The following is a 15599-nucleotide window of genomic DNA, read 5'->3' on the forward strand; positions in this document are numbered from 1 at the left end:
TTAACAAATATCGTATTAATTTCAGGCGCCAACTTTAGGAGGTCATTCGCTTAACCAAGTAATATCAATCCGATACCACACAGGCTAAAGCCTAAAACCAATAGCAGCATCTGCGGTTTGAAGAGCTTTAACGCACCAAAACCGAGCAAGACTATGGCCATATCTACACCAGATAACACCCCTTGGGTAAACACGGGTTGGTATAGCGCCGCCGCAAGTAATCCCACCACACAGGCGTTGACACCGGCAAGCATGCCGGCAATCTTGGGTCTGGCGGCAATTGCATGCCAACTCTTTAAGCCCACCAGCATCAATAAAAATCCCGGTAAGAAGATAGCTAGAGTTGCGATAGCCGCGCCGACAAAGGGATTCTCAAGCATCATCTCGGCGCCAAGGAAGGTCGCAAAGGTGAACATAGGCCCAGGCACGGCTTGAGCAAAGGCATAGCCAGTGAGGAAGCGATCGCTATTCAGAGAATCGCCGACCGCAGTCTCAAGCAACGGCAACACCACATGACCGCCACCGAAGACTAAGCTGCCAGCGCGATAAAACTCACCAAAGATCCCAGCTTCAACGCCAAGATCTAAAGCCCAAAAGCTCCCCACAAACAAGGCGATAAATATGCCTAAGCTCAGGTAGTTCAAACGAATGGGGTCAGGTTTTTGAGACTCACTCTCGGTCGCACTCAAGAATGATAAGCCTAAGAGCGCGGCAAGGATTAACAGCGCAATTTGGGTCCATAAGAACGGGAAAATCAGTATGCTCGCGGCGCTGCCAAGCATCAATAAGCGCGCGGTTTTACGCTGGCAAAACTGGCTGAACATCGCCAGCACAGCATCCGCAACCACGACCACAGCCAACAGTTTTAAGCCATGGACTATGCCCTGCATGTAATCGTTACCTAACCAAGCGGCGGTGGTTACGGCCAGCAGATACATCAATACAAAGGAAGGCAAGGTAAATCCGGCAAAGGCGGCTATGGCACCGAGCAGTCCCCCCCTATGGTAACCGATGGCAAAACCGACCTGACTTGAGCCGGGTCCCGGCATAAATTGGCTTAAAGCCACTAAGCTGGCATAACGTTTATCATCAAGCCAACCGAGTTCGTTGACAAAGGTTTGTCGAAAATAGCCGATATGCGCCGCAGGCCCGCCAAAACTCATCAGCCCAAGGGTTAAAAAACGTAAGAATATCTGCAGCATATGATTTGCCTTTCGATGCATAAAATAAGCGAGATTATGCCATTAAAAAGACATTTTGATGAAAAGGAAATACTGCTATAACGAAAGAGCGCCAAGCCATAGAAACAAAAAAGCCGGCAAAATCCATTTGCCGGCATCCTAAATTCAGGATAAATATCAATTGACTAGGAAGTCAAACCCATGATTAGTGAGTTTTTCTTCTTCTGATCAATGCCCCGAGAGCCAGTAGCATAGATAAACCACCTAAAGCACCACCGCTATCTTTATTGGTGTCAGGGTCAGGTGTTACAGGTGGCGTAGTCGGCTCAACCCCATCGGATTCAACGGTTAGCATAAAGCTGGTGCTCGCTGCATCGGCTGGGTTTTCCACATCACTCACAGTCACTGTGACTTCTACGTCGCCGTGGAAGTTAGCTTCTGGTGTAATAGTGATGCTTGAACCTGAAGTGTTGCCATTCACCACAGCGCTGATGTGCTCACCCGTTACGGTGATCTTGTTCACGCTGTTTTGCTCGTCGGCATAAATGACTTTCAAGCCTTCTAAGCTCGTGTTTTCCGCAATCGTTTGGTTAGCAATGCGAGCCACAGTGATGTTACTTGGTACTGTGACTGTGCGTGACATGCTGATATTCGCCATACCATCAACCTGACTGACCGCATCCACAGTTAAAGCTTTACCTGGTGCATTTGTCGCGACTTTCGTCCAAGCCGTCACTTCAAATTGTGATGACTCTGGGCCAACGTAGTCGTAACAGATCACTAAGCCATTATGGATCTTGTCTTTCAGACCATTGAAAGCGAATTGCTGACCTTTGTAACCATTAGCAGGGCCTAACAGACTTAAGGGACCTTTGAAACCTTGTACGCCAATAGAACCACGGTCATCTTGAGTACCAAAGTCGATATTGTCGTAGGCCATGATCATTTCGTATTCACCATCGCCATAGCGGGTGTTTACATTAAACAGCAACTCAAAGTCGTATCTATCGTCACGCTCTTCCCACTGCTTAGCATTGGTCGTAGCATTGTTAGCCAATTGACCGTAAGAGCGTGCATTATCGTACTCGATAATTGCCCAACCATCAGAGGTACTACCAACAGAGATACCAGCAATTTCCTTGCTTGTGACTACTTTTGGCACACTCATCAGATCCGAATTTGTACCTCTATAGTCCGTACCGCGCCACAACACCCCCATACTCGAGAATGGTGCATTCAAATATGGGAAAATGTCATGCCAGCCGTAGAAGAACTTCTGATTGTAAAGAGTCACAATACCTGTGCCATGGATCTGGATGGCGTTGTCATTCCAGACGTTCATCTCTTCAGCGTTGTTATACAAGTGGAAACCGGTATATGCACCGCCAAACAAGGTTTTAATCGGTAACACGTTACCCGTTTGGTAACGGATATTGTTAGTGTTACCAGTGGTGACTTTACCATTGCTACCAAGCTCGGTTGGTTCGAAACCACTTAATGTTGGGTAAATACCAAACTCTTCTAAGTCAACATAGCCACCTGGGTTTTCGTTACCAAAGTTTGGTGTTTTACACATTGGGTCTTCGATGTTCGTAGTGATATTGTACTGAGCGTACTTACCGAGTGTATTCGGTTGAACACCACTGATGGTCAGCTTACGACCTTCGACTTTAATATCCTTAACGGTAGCACTAGATGAAGTGAATACTTCTTCCGCTTTCAGGCTTAAGCCTTCGGGGATATTCGCTTCGATAGTAAATGCACGGTCTGCACCTGAATCGTTAGGCTGAACCTTAAAGGTGAATGGAACATATTGACCCACTAACGCCTTAGTTTGAGGAACCTCTAAATGAACATCGTTAACACCACGTTCCAATTTATAGGCAACTTTACCAATATTACCGGCGTTAACTGCAGAAGTACCAAAGTCGATTAACGAGTAGTAAATATCACCCTCGCTCATTTCTGGCATATCCCAGTTTACGTTGATAGCAACTGCCTCTGTGCCATTGCTGGCAGGTACGTCGACGCTCATGTTGTTAGCAACTTGGCCACTCACTACTGTCGCAGCATATTGGAAGGTCTCCATTACGCCGGCATACCAGTTATTCGTCGATTTACCCTTTCTTGGATTGTAGATAATTGCCCAATAAGTCCCTTCTTCTGGATCGTTGATATTACAGAAGTTATTGAACAGTGAGTCGTTTGACACACATAACAACTCTTCAAACGGGTCGGCTTGGCCGTTGCCGTTATAGTCTTTACCCACATAGATATTGGCATTACCGATGTCGAAATCACCTTCTAACGCAGACTTGGCTCTGCCAAAGGTTTCAACGATCAGACGACGGCTACCCGCGGGCACCTCGATCATCTCAACGTGGGTCGCTTCGTCAATAATCTGTTCGGGGTCAAGACCTTCGCTACCAGTGCTAGCCCAAGGATAGACTTTATCATCATCCTTCGGCAGGATTATCGTTTTAACATCGGCTTTCACAGCTTGGAAAATACGGCCGTGAATGTTATCGCTTTCAGGTAAATTAATGCCTTTAATCATAGCACTAGCATTATTACGGTGTGCTGTTGACTTAAGACTTGAAGGCATATCGTTGTTGTCGTACTTGAACACGATTGGCCAATGGGCTTCAGGAGCATTATTGCTGATTTCAGTGAAAATCAGGTTCGAGTGCAGTTCTACTTCAGCATTACTGAATGGATCTTGGGTATCCATGATTGAGGCTTCAATCACGATATCCTGAGTCTCGCCAGCCGCTAAGGTAAACTCGCTTGGAGACACTTTAATGGTCACACCGTTCTGAACAATTTGATTCTGTGAATCCATGTTCCAGTTGATCACATCGCCGTTCGTCACGCTCCAAGTACCGTCTTTAGTCGCACGAATGGTACGGATCCATTGACACTTAGGCTTACATTCAAAGTTAACTAACTGTGGAATGTTCAGCTTATGCAGTACACCACCGTTATTTGGATCGGCCGCTTTGAAGTTTTCAATGGTTTCGTCCATCACGAAACCCGCATTAACTGCATTTTTCACGTTAATACGGCCAGTACCCGCGCGGTAGGTTGAGGCGAGTTCAACATCACCAGTTGCTTCATTCAGACGGCGATATTGAACTTTGTTCTCCGTCGTCATCGCCAGTGCCGATTGTACTTCAGTCGCAGTCCAATCCTTGTGCGCTTGACGCAGCAGCGCCATAGAGCCCGCAACGTGCGGCGACGCCATAGAGGTACCACTCATGATGGTGAAATCACCTGACGCAGATGAAGCACTGAATGGATGTTCGTCAGCAAAAGCCGCGTAAATATCCACACCAGGAGCAGCAACCGCAGGAATTAGCGCTTCAGGCGTTGAAGTACTTGGACCACGTGATGAGAATGGAGCTAACCAATCTGCTTCAGCTGCATCCAAACGGCGTTCGATATCGGTTGCAGTAATGGTCAGCATATGGCCAGTACCTTTGTTCAACCAACCATAAAGACCACTGCCGTTGGCGGTTCCCCAATTTTCTTGAGTGATATGAATAGCAGGTACTGAATAAGATACCGCAGGTACAATCGCTTCATTCTTAGCGAAGTTGTACAGGATCATACCATCGGCACCGCCAGCCTTGACGTTATCAGCCTTAACGCTACGGGCAATACCTGTAGAACTTTTCGTGTCATTACGACGGCAAGCGACGATCACTTTGTCATCGGTAGGATTACCATTGGCATCTTTCCAAACGAAGGTATCTGCTGGGAATGGGTTTGCGCAGAATTCATCTTTGAAGTTTGCAGCGATAACCACGTGACCAGTCACAGATTCTTTGTTAATCACACCACCAGTGATTTCACTCCATGCTGGAGTTGTTGCTCCACCAATAGGTTCAACCAGCTTAGTGGTAATATCGATTACACGATCATGGGTTGTCGCTGCGGCACTTAATAGCCAAGGAGAAGCATGGTCAATTTTACCGAAGTATTCTGCAGCACTATTATATTGGCCTGAGTTCCCCGCGGCGACAGCAACAGAGATACCCGCTTCACGGGCTGCAAGGAAAGCTAATTGAACGTCATCTGCCCAAGGATTGGATTCCTGACCACCAATAGAGAAGTTGATAACGTCAACGCCGTCTTTGATCGCATCTTCAATACCCGCAACCAGAGCTTCGCCAGGACAACCTGCACCGAAATCGTTGTCAGGAAGACAAACTTGATAAGAGATGATGTTAGCGTGCGGCGCCACACCGCTGATGCGAGGGAATAAACCTGCCTTGATCACTGTACCGTCAGACGCTTGGCTCGCGGCTTCAGGCGCGACATAATCCACGTTTAATAATACGTTACCCGCCGCAGTTGACGCCGTGTGTGAGCCGTGACCTTGGTAGTCTTCACCCACAGCAGGGCGTACCACACCAAAAGAGCCATCAGCAAAGCTGTCGGTGATCACAGGGTAAGAACGCACACCGATTAACTTATCGTTACATAGGGTTTCAAAACCAGCCTTAGTACAGTCACCGACGAAGGTTCCTGTTCCCCAAGGGTTGATGTGTTTATAACCATCATCGCCTTGTACGGCGAACGAACGGTGATCCGTGTTTACACCAGTATCTATTATACCCATGATAATGCCTTCACCTTGATAAGGCAGGCCATCAGGAGTCGATTCACCGTTCCAAATTTTATCAGCTTGGATCAGCTGAGGACCTGCATCAGACTGTAATGAGTAGGTCTTTGATAAACGAACTGAAGCAACATTAGGCAGCTCTGCAACACGCTGCGCTTCTTCCTGCGTCATTGCGATAGAGAAACCGTTTACCGCGTTAGTAAACTGTTGGCGAGCATGACGCGCACCTACATTAGACCGAATATCAGCCAAAACTTGCTTTTGGCTGTTTAGCAGTTGAGTGCGGTAGTTTTGTATTGCACGGTTTGCAGGTTGACCAGCCACAAACAATTTAGAAGATTTAACCGCTCTCGCAGAATCGTTAGCCGTGCCTAACAGCTCTGCACTCACCTGCGCCAATGGCTTTTGATTCAAGCGGACAATATAAACTTGCTCGCCAGTCAAACCTTCCTCGTATTGAAACTTCTGACTTTGAGGATTGATTTGAATGTTGAGACCTACGCCTTGAGTGTTTTCAGAGGCTTTGATTTGCTCAGCGTTTAATTCATTGATCTGTTCAGGTGTTAACTGCAAACCTTTAATTTTTTGTACTTGGTTCTTATGTACATCGCCAATGCTTGCAGCTGCCTGCATAGCACCAGCACCATAAAGGGCGGCAGCAACAGTGTAAGTTATTAACTTCAGCTTCACTTTGCTTCTCCATTATTGTTGTAGTTGGTCATTTATCACACGACCTAACTGCCTGGTGGCGCCCTAATCTAAACACCAACGAATTAAAACACTCAGCACTTTGACGTAACATTTTGTACACAAAAACAAAGCTAAATAGGAAACTTTTGGCAAACAAACAATAGCGGCTCAGTATTTTTCTTTGAAAAACATCAAATAAAAACAAAACATATCGATTACAAACGAAGAATCAGAGAATCACACTAAGCCAAAATCTTAGACATTGTTTTAATTGTTATTTTTGTATCAAAAGCAATTAAGTAATGAGATATATCAGGCTGGCAGAGAGAATAAACCGAAATACAACAAACCAGAGTAGGTATGGATTGAACCATCACACTGTCGTTTCGAATAGAATCACAAAACAAAAAAGCCGGCAAAATCCATTTGCCGGCATCCTAAATTCAGGATAAATATCAATTGACTAGGAAGTCAAACCCATGATTAGTGAGTTTTTCTTCTTCTGATCAATGCCCCGAGAGCCAGTAGCATAGATAAACCACCTAAAGCACCACCACTGCTTTCTTCAGACGGTGTTTCTGGTGTAGTCGGTGTTACAGGCACTGTCGGTTCAACACCATCGGATTCAACGGTCAGCATAAAGCTGGTGCTCGCTGCATCGGCTGGGTTTTCCACATCACTCACAGTCACTGTGACTTCTACGTCGCCGTGGAAGTTAGCTTCTGGTGTAATAGTGATGGTTGAACCTGAAGTGTTGCCATTTACCACAGCGCTGATGTGCTCACCCGTTACGGTGATCTTATTCACGCTGTTTTGCTCGTCGGCAAACACAACCTTCAGACCTTCTAAGCTCGTGTTTTCCGCAATCGTTTGGTCGGCAATCGCACCAATGCTGATGTTAGAGGGCACAGTCACGCTGTGGCTCATATTGATATCAGCCATACCATCGACTTGGCTAACCGCATCAACCGTCAGCACTTGGCCTGCAGCAGTGTTTTTAACTGTCGTCCAAGCCGTCACTTCAAATTGTGATGACTCTGGGCCAACGTAGTCGTAACAAATCACAAGACCATTGCTGATTTTGTCCTTCAGGTTATCGAAGGCGTATTGCTCACCGAGATATTTCTGCAGTGGGCCATAGGCATATAGACCACCTTGGAAGCCTTGCAGACCGATAGAGCCACGACCATCTTGTGAACCGAAGTTGATATTGTCGTAGGCCATCATCATCTCGTACTCACCGTCACCGAAGCGGGTGTTCACGTTGAAGATAAGCTCGAAGTCGAATCTATCGTCCTTCTCTTCCCATTGGTAAACACGGTTTGCATCGTATCCTAATGGCTTGTAAGAACGAGCATTATCGTATTCCAAGATACCCCAACCCGTTTGAGTACTCGCGATAGAGATACCCGCACGTTCAGCTGATGTATTAACCAATGGCGCACTCAGAATATCTTGAGTCGCACCAGCACCTAGGCCAAATCCACGCCACAGCATACCGATAGCGGCGTATGGGAAGCTGTTGTACGGGAAGATGTCATGGTACGGATAGAAGAATGGCTGCCCTTGGAATAAGGACACAATACCGTGGCCACGAATATCCAGTGAGTTTTGTTTATAGATGTTGATTTGGTCTTGGTTGTTATACAGGTGGAAACGATCATAAGTACCACCAAACACAGTGCTAATTGGTAAGGTAATACCGTTGCGATATAGGATGTTATTATCCTTACCGCTCAACGCTTTACCGTTAGATCCATACTCAACAGGCGCAAAACCACTGAAGATTGGGTAGATAGCAAACTCTTCTAAGTTCACATAACCGCCCGGTTTCTTGTTACCAAAGTTTGGCGTACGGCACATAGCGTCATCAATGTTAGTGGTGACGTTGTAACGTGGCTCAAGATCGCTGGTATCGGGTTGAATACCACTGATAGTGAGTTTGCCATTTTCCAGTTTCACATCCTTAACTATGGCGCTTGAAGAAGTCAGTACATCTTCTGGGCGTAGGCTTAATCCAGCCGGAATGTTCGCAACTATGCTAAATGCACGGTCAACACCGGTATCGTTAGGTTGTACCTCGAAGGTAAATGGAATCTGGTCACCCGCAACCGCCGCCGTTTGGGTGGCGTCTAAGTGCACATCATCGATGCCGCGCTCGAGTTTAAAGGCAACTTTACCAATGTTACCCGCGTTCACCTCTGAGGTTCCGAAGTCCAGTAGCGAGTAGTACACGTCACCTTCTTTCATCTCTGGCATATCCCAATTGACTTTAATATCAACAGGATCGCGACCATTGCTCGCAGGTACTTCAACACTCATATCGCTCGCAACGTCATCGGTAACGATGGTCGTCGCATATTGGAAGGTTTCTTCCATCGCATTGTAATAGCTGTTCGCAGCAGTGCCTTTTCTTGGGTTGTAGAACAACGCCCAATACTGACCTTCTTCTGGTTGGTTAATATTACAGAAGTTGTTGTATTGGATGTGGTTAGACACGCAGAGCAATTCTTCGAAAGGATCGGCCTTACCGTTCCCGTTATAGTCCTTACCGACGTAAACAATGAGGTTACCTTTGTCTAAATTCTCGATAATCGCAGACTTAGTCGTACCGAATGATTCGACGATTAAACGGCGCGCATTGGCAGGCACATCAATCATTTCCACATGAGTCGCTTCGTCGAGACGCTGATCCATCGGGATCGTTAAATCAGTATTACTTGCCCAAGGGAAGTTACCATCGTCATCCTTTGGCAGCACCACGGTTTTCACATCCGCTTTCACTGGATTGAAGATACGACCATGGATGTTGTCACCCTCAGGTAAATCAATACCTTTGATCACAGCATTGGCATTGTTACGGTGAGCCACTGCGCTTAAGCGTCCTGGCATGCCGTTTTTGTCGTATTTAAAGACCACAGGCCAATGCGCCTCAGAGGCTTTGCCGCTCGCTTCGGTGAAGATCAGGTTTGAATGCAGCTCAACTTCGGCGTTACTAAACCAGTCTTGGGTATCCATGATTGATGCTTCAACCACGATATCCATGGTCTCGCCCGCCGCTAAGGTAAACTCGCTTGGTGACACCTTAATCGACACACCGTTTTGGACTAACTGTGAACGTGAATCCACGCTCCAGTTGATGACATCACCGTTAGTGACGCTCCAAGTACCGTCTTTGGTCGCCTTAATGGTACGGATCCATTGACACTTAGGCTTACATTCGAAGTTCACTAATTGTGGGATGTTCAACTTATGAACCGCGCCACCATTGTGTGGATCCGCCGCCTTGAAGTTATCGACGGTTTCATCCATCACAAAGCCCGCATTCACCGCATTGGCCACGTTGATACGGCCAGTACCCGCGCGGTAAGTTGAGGCTAATGCCACATCGCCCTTAGGATCGTCGAGTCTGTGGTAGCGGACTTTATTCTCCGCCGTCATCGCTAAGGCAGACTGGATTTCCGTCGCGCTCCTGCTAGGCTGAGCTTGGCGTAATAACGCCATCGAACCCGCCACATGCGGCGATGCCATTGAGGTACCACTTAAGAAGGCAAAGTCACCCGATGATGGTGAGGCACTGAATGGATGCTCGTCGGCAAAGGCCGCATAGATGTTCACGCCAGGAGCCGCAACCGCAGGGATTAAGGCTTCAGGCGTTGATGGGCTTGGGCCACGAGAGGAGAACGCCGCTAACCAATCGGCACGCTCTGGATCTAAAGTGCGCTCAATTTGCGTATCAGAAATGGTCAATACATGATTGCTGCCCTTAGCCAACCAATCACTTAAACCATAACCCGCCATGCCGTTATCGTAACGACCGTCCCACTCTTCCTTAGTAATATGAATACTCGGAACTGAGTAAGAAGCCGTTGGCACCAGCGCATCACCGTTAGCATAGTTATACATGATCATGCCGTCGGCGCCGCCCGCTTTGATGTTGTCAGCCTTAGCTGAGCGCGCAATACCGTTGGCATCGCTTAAGCTGTTACGCTTACAAACCACAATTACATCAGTTGGGTTACCGTCGCCATCCTTAAGGTCGAAGGTACCAGCAGGGAAAGGCGTGCCACAAAACTCATCGCCGTAATCCTTAGCATTGACCACCATGCCAGTCACAGACGCGCTGTTAATCGCGCCGCCAACAATTTCGCTCCATTTTGGCGCTTCGTTGCCGCCCATAGGATCCGTTAGCTTAGTTTCAATTTCCACTTCACGGGCATGGGTGCTAGCCGCCACGTTCATTAACCAAGGTGATGCGTGGTCAATCAGACCAAAATATTCTTTATAACCCGCTGGTTGGCCTGAGTTACCCGCCGCCACTGCGACAGAAATACCGGCTTCGCGAGCAGATAAGAAGGCTAATTCCACATCATCTACCCAAGGGTTTGAATCTTGGCCACCGATGGAGAAGTTGATGACATCAACGCCATCGTTAATCGCATCTTCAATACCGGCAATCAGCGCCTCACCTGGACAACCTGCATTCAGCTGGTTATCCGGATGACACACTTGGTAAGCGACGATGTTCGCATGGGGCGCGACACCACTCATACGGGGGAATAACTTAGGTTTAATCACAGAACCATCGGATACCGCTTTACCGCCATCGGGGCTAATATAGTCGACATCGAACAGTACGTTACCCGCTGCGGTAGAAGCAACGTGTGAACCGTGGCCTTGATAGTCTTCACCCACGGCTGGACGAGTTGCTCCATAGGCACCGTTGGTAAAGTTATCGGTAATAACTGGGTATGAGCGAACGCCAATTAACTTGTCGTTACACATGGTTTCAAAACCGCTCTTGGTACAGTCACCAATGTAGTTACCTGCGCCCCAAGGGTTGCTGTGCTTATAGCCATCTTCACCGACAGCAGCAAATGAGCGGTGATCTGAGTTAATCCCGGTATCGACGATACCAACAATAATCCCCTCACCTTTGTAAGGCACGGCTTCAGTCGCTTCACCCGACCAAATCTTATCGGCTTGGATAAGCTCAGGGCCCGCATCCGAGAATAGCTCATAGTTTTTCGAGCGACGCACCGAAGACACATTGGCTAACTGAGACACACGCTGCGCCTCTTCCTGTGTCATCGCCATCGAGAAACCGTTCACCGCATTAGTAAATTGTTGGCGAACTTGGCGCGCACCGACGGTCGATTGAATATCGGCAATCACTTGTCTTTGGCTATCGAGTAAGCGGCTACGGTAGTTCTTTACCGCGCTACTTGCAGGTTGTCCAGCAACGAATAATTTTTGGCTTGACGATTTCGCAACGGTTTTGCTGGCATTGGTGCTAGCAAACAGTTCCGTACTCACTTGTGCCAGTGGTTTTTGGTTTAAGCGAACGATGTAGATCTGCTCACCGGTCAAACCTTCCTCATATTCGAATTTGTTAGCTTGAGGGGTAATTTGAAGGTTGAGTCCAACCCCTTGTGCCGAATCATCGATCTCGGCTTGGGGAGCATTTAACTTTGCAATTTGTTCTGGTGTTAACTGCAAACCTTTAAGTTGATGTACATCGCCTATGCTAGCAGCAGCCTGCATAGCACCAGCACCATAAAGGGCGGCAGCAATAGTACAAGTTAGTATTTTAAGCTTCACTTTGCTTTCTCCATTATTGTTATCGCAAGCCGTTTATCACGGACAAGCTGCCTAGCGGCCAACCATCTAAGCACTCAAGCTGGAGAAAACAGCAACACTTTTACGTAGCATTTTGTACAATTTATTAACACAACAAAAACATATCGATTACATAAAAGCTTACCGACAAAGATGTAGCATTTTGTAGCACCATGAATAATTATGCTTAAATTCTGTGAACAAAATGATAGGCTGAGGCTCGTCTTAATGCGGTTTAGCAATGCATTTAAACAACATTGGGGATTATCTAAGAAGTGACAGTTAACGTCAGAAAACAATGTTTACCACTCGTACTACTACTGAGTTGGTGCACCACACTGCAAGCTAAAGAAATTGAAACAGTTTCCGCCGGAGACTGGCAGATTTCCCTTGCCGCAGGTTATGGCGCACTCGAAAACCCAAGGGCAAAAGTTGAAAATATCAACACTTGGATACTGCCCACTTGGTATTACTACGGTGAGAACTTTTATGTCGAAAACTTCACCTTAGGTTACAGCCTGTACGAGTCAGAAAGCTTTATTGTCGACCTACAGACGCGTTTTAATGAGGACGGTTTTTTCTACGAATTCGATGGACTGAATAAACTATTACTGAGTGATATTTTAGGTTATACCCCAGTGAAGCAGCCCATCAATCCTAAAGTCGTCAAATTCGAGGAAATTGAACGCAATCTTTCCTACCTAGGTGGACTCAATGCCACTTGGGTGACGCCCTATCTCGATATCAGCCTAGGTTACTTCCACGATATTACTGGCGTTCACCAAGGTAATGAGATCCAGCTTAGACTCAAACGCAGTCAGGCGTTTTCATGGGGGGCGCTCGGCTTTGAGATTGGGGCAATTCGAAAGAGTGAAAACCTCGTCGGCTACTACTATCAGCTCACTAAAGAGGAAGAAGGCCCGCTGCGAACCAAATATCAACCCTCAGCCGCCATCAATTACCATGCCCGCAGCGTGGTCAATGTGCCCATTTTCGACAGCGTTAATTTTGTGGCTATACTCGAATATACTTGGTTAGGACAAGAAATCACTGACAGCGTATTGATAGATAAAGCTGGCTATGTTTCTGGATTTGTTGGAATTAGCTATGACTTCTAAGGCATACCATTCCAATTCGCTGTGGCTCACCTACTGCACCTATTGCAGCTTAATGATTGCTTGTTTCGTCAGCCTATCTTGCCTCGCCGACGAACTGAGGATCACGCCAAATACCTGTGCAGTGACACTAGAAAAGCCCGACTGCCACTTAGACTTACTCATTGAATATCAATCGGATATTCCGCAATCACTCTGTGTATGGCTCACGACAGAAACCGTTGCTATCGCCTGCTTTCAAGATCGGCTCGATTTTAAATACCAAATACAACTGACCTTAGCGAAAGATACCTTGTTCGAACTCAGGGATCCTAAAAACAATAGCTTAGTGACCACCGCATTAGTCAAAGTCGCTAAGTTTGAACCCGCCAACCCCAGAAGACGTCGTGGACTGAACTGGAACTTATTATGACAAGCGCGCCAATGCCTGAACCCTTATCGCAAATCCTGTTAATTGAAGACGACCAACCTCTAGCCGAACTGGTCTGCACTTATTTAACCCATGAAGGTTACAAGCTTATCCATTTAGATAATGCTGAAGACGCGCTGATCCGTCGGGATACCGATGAGTTTGACCTGATCATTTGCGATGTCATGCTGCCAGGGCAAGATGGCTTTAGTATTTACCCGCAGCTAGCCGCGAGTTATCCCTGTCCGATTATCTTCCTGACGGCGCTCGATAATCATGCCGATCAGATTCGAGGATTAAATCTTGGCGCCTGCGATTATTTGCTCAAACCCGTAGTACCGCCTTTACTGCTGGCGCGGATTAAGGCCAACCTGCGCAAACAGCAATCCAGCAGTAGCCGCAGTAAACTTAAGTTACACGACCTATTTTTAGACCCCAACCTACAGCAAGTGAATCTGGGGGATGAAGCCTTATCTTTTACCACTAAGGAGTTTTCACTGCTGTGGATCTTCGCCCTGCACGCCGGCAAAGTGTTATCGCGGGAGTTTTTGTTCGAACAACTCGTGGGCCGCGAATATGATGGTTTAGACAGGGCTATCGACTTAAAAATCAGCCGCCTGCGTAAACGTTTAGATGAGCTGAATGTACCGGGACTGGCCATAACGACTATTCATGGGAAAGGTTATTTATTCAATTACTTGCCAACCCAAGGTCGGACCTAATCCAAATGAAATTTCAGTTCTACCGCTTGTTTATCTTTTTACTGCTGTCCTGCGGAATCGTGATCTGGAGCTTTGGTCAGCTCGCCGAACATTTCGCCCACGACGAATACAACTACCAAATCGACGTCGACGACCTGCTGCAAAATTATGATGAGCAACTACCTAAGATAAAGCGCATTCCCGTTGCCTCTCTCTCGCTGCCAGACAATTTGCAATCCTCACTGCAACAGGGGGCGACAATCGCCCTGCGCCATAGCAGTAATGAGCTCTATTATTATCGCCTCGATAAGGATAGCAGCCATATCTTAGTGCTAGGCCCAGTGCAAACACCTGTGCCGAAGGAGCGCAATACAAGTTTGATTTTATTGGGATTATATTCATCACTCTGCTTGGTTGCCCTCTGGTGGATCTGGCCGGTATTTCGGGATCTTAACCATTTGCAGCAGGCAGCTATCGAATTTGGCCAAGCCCCGCGTAAACGACCTCAGGATATCCATAAACACTCGGCAATTTTCCCGCTTGCTAAGGCTTTTAACAGTGTTAGCCACCAAATCGTCGACTTTATCCAGATGCATAAGGAGCTGTCCCGCACCATCTCCCACGAGGTACGCACGCCTCTTGCGCGAATGCGCTTTGCACTGGAAATTATTCGGCCACAAATCGATGCTAATTACGCTAACCGCTTAAATGAAGATATCGATGATATTGAACAACTTGCAGCGAATTATCTGTCTTTTGCTCGCCTAGAGCATAAGGAAGAAACCCTCAGCCAAGAATCACAATCCATTGAATTTTTTATGGAAAAATTGGCCCACAAATATGCTATCTACCAACCTAAGTTTAATATTGTGTTTCACTATGAGGCGCAGCAGGCCCACTTCGACCCGATTGCGATGACGATTGCGATTCAAAACCTAGTCCAAAATGCCATGCGTTTCGCCCAACATGACATCCATGTCCACTTCCATCAGCAAGGTGGCATAAATCGGCTCAGTGTCGAGGATGATGGTCCAGGGTTTGAGGGCAAAGGCAAAAAACTGGTGGCGGCCTTCGAGCGGGATAGCCAGCAAAGCGATACCAGTGGCTATGGTTTAGGGCTATATATCGTTAAGAAAATTGCCACTTGGCATTATGGCACGCTGGAGTTAAGCCGCTCACAGGCCTTAGGCGGCGCCGAAATCAGCATTAGCTGGGACGATGCCTTAACGCCTAAAGCCGACACTGACGCCGAGTAAT

At 47.1% G+C, this 15599-nt stretch carries 7 protein-coding genes; 4 read left to right on the forward strand and 3 right to left on the reverse strand.

Features of this window, described 5'->3' with window-relative positions:
• Positions 1 to 50 precede the first annotated feature (50 nt).
• The 3 genes from chrA to N7386_RS17145 all read right to left on the reverse strand — a co-directional run bounded on the left by chrA (position 51) and on the right by N7386_RS17145 (position 12099).
• A complete protein-coding gene (gene chrA / locus N7386_RS17135; RefSeq protein WP_279769923.1) occupies positions 51 to 1202 on the reverse strand; it encodes a chromate efflux transporter in 1152 nt (383 codons plus the stop codon).
• Positions 1203 to 1386: 184 nt separating this feature from the next.
• Positions 1387 to 6498 (reverse strand): S8 family serine peptidase, encoded by a 5112-nt coding sequence (locus N7386_RS17140; protein ID WP_279769924.1) that lies wholly within the window; start codon positions 6496 to 6498, stop codon positions 1387 to 1389.
• Between the two features lie 483 nt (positions 6499 to 6981).
• Complete coding sequence (locus N7386_RS17145) at positions 6982 to 12099, reverse strand: S8 family serine peptidase (protein WP_279769926.1); 5118 nt, start codon at positions 12097 to 12099, stop codon at positions 6982 to 6984.
• Positions 12100 to 12392: 293 nt separating this feature from the next.
• Between N7386_RS17145 and N7386_RS17150 the strand changes: the two genes are divergently transcribed.
• The 4 genes from N7386_RS17150 to N7386_RS17165 are packed head-to-tail and all read left to right on the forward strand — an operon-like array spanning position 12393 to position 15598.
• On the forward strand, positions 12393 to 13235 hold the full coding sequence (locus tag N7386_RS17150) for a MipA/OmpV family protein (protein WP_088210290.1): 843 nt from the start codon (positions 12393 to 12395) through the stop codon (positions 13233 to 13235).
• The gene (locus N7386_RS17155) at positions 13225 to 13644 is read left to right on the forward strand and encodes a DUF3019 domain-containing protein (protein WP_011718111.1); all 420 of its coding nucleotides are present in this window, start codon (positions 13225 to 13227) and stop codon (positions 13642 to 13644) included. The genes N7386_RS17150 and N7386_RS17155 overlap by 11 nt, the downstream gene beginning before the upstream one ends.
• A complete protein-coding gene (locus N7386_RS17160; protein ID WP_279769930.1) occupies positions 13641 to 14363 on the forward strand; it encodes a response regulator transcription factor in 723 nt (240 codons plus the stop codon). The genes N7386_RS17155 and N7386_RS17160 overlap by 4 nt, the downstream gene beginning before the upstream one ends.
• A gap of 5 nt (positions 14364 to 14368) precedes the next feature.
• Positions 14369 to 15598, forward strand: a complete 1230-nt coding sequence (locus N7386_RS17165) for an ATP-binding protein (RefSeq protein ID WP_279769931.1) — start codon at positions 14369 to 14371, stop codon at positions 15596 to 15598.
• Position 15599 lies beyond the last annotated feature (1 nt).

The organism is Shewanella sp. GD04112 (genome assembly GCF_029835735.1).
Lineage (GTDB): Bacteria > Pseudomonadota > Gammaproteobacteria > Enterobacterales > Shewanellaceae > Shewanella.

What these genes read in the sequence shown, in the direction of transcription:
- chrA (WP_279769923.1), bottom strand. Translation starts at nt 1,202, where the DNA reads ATGCTGCAGATATTCTTACGTTTTTTAACCCTTGGGCTGATGAGTTTT.
- N7386_RS17155 (WP_011718111.1), top strand. Translation starts at nt 13,225, where the DNA reads ATGACTTCTAAGGCATACCATTCCAATTCGCTGTGGCTCACCTACTGC.
- N7386_RS17165 (WP_279769931.1), top strand. Translation starts at nt 14,369, where the DNA reads ATGAAATTTCAGTTCTACCGCTTGTTTATCTTTTTACTGCTGTCCTGC.
- N7386_RS17160 (WP_279769930.1), top strand. Translation starts at nt 13,641, where the DNA reads ATGACAAGCGCGCCAATGCCTGAACCCTTATCGCAAATCCTGTTAATT.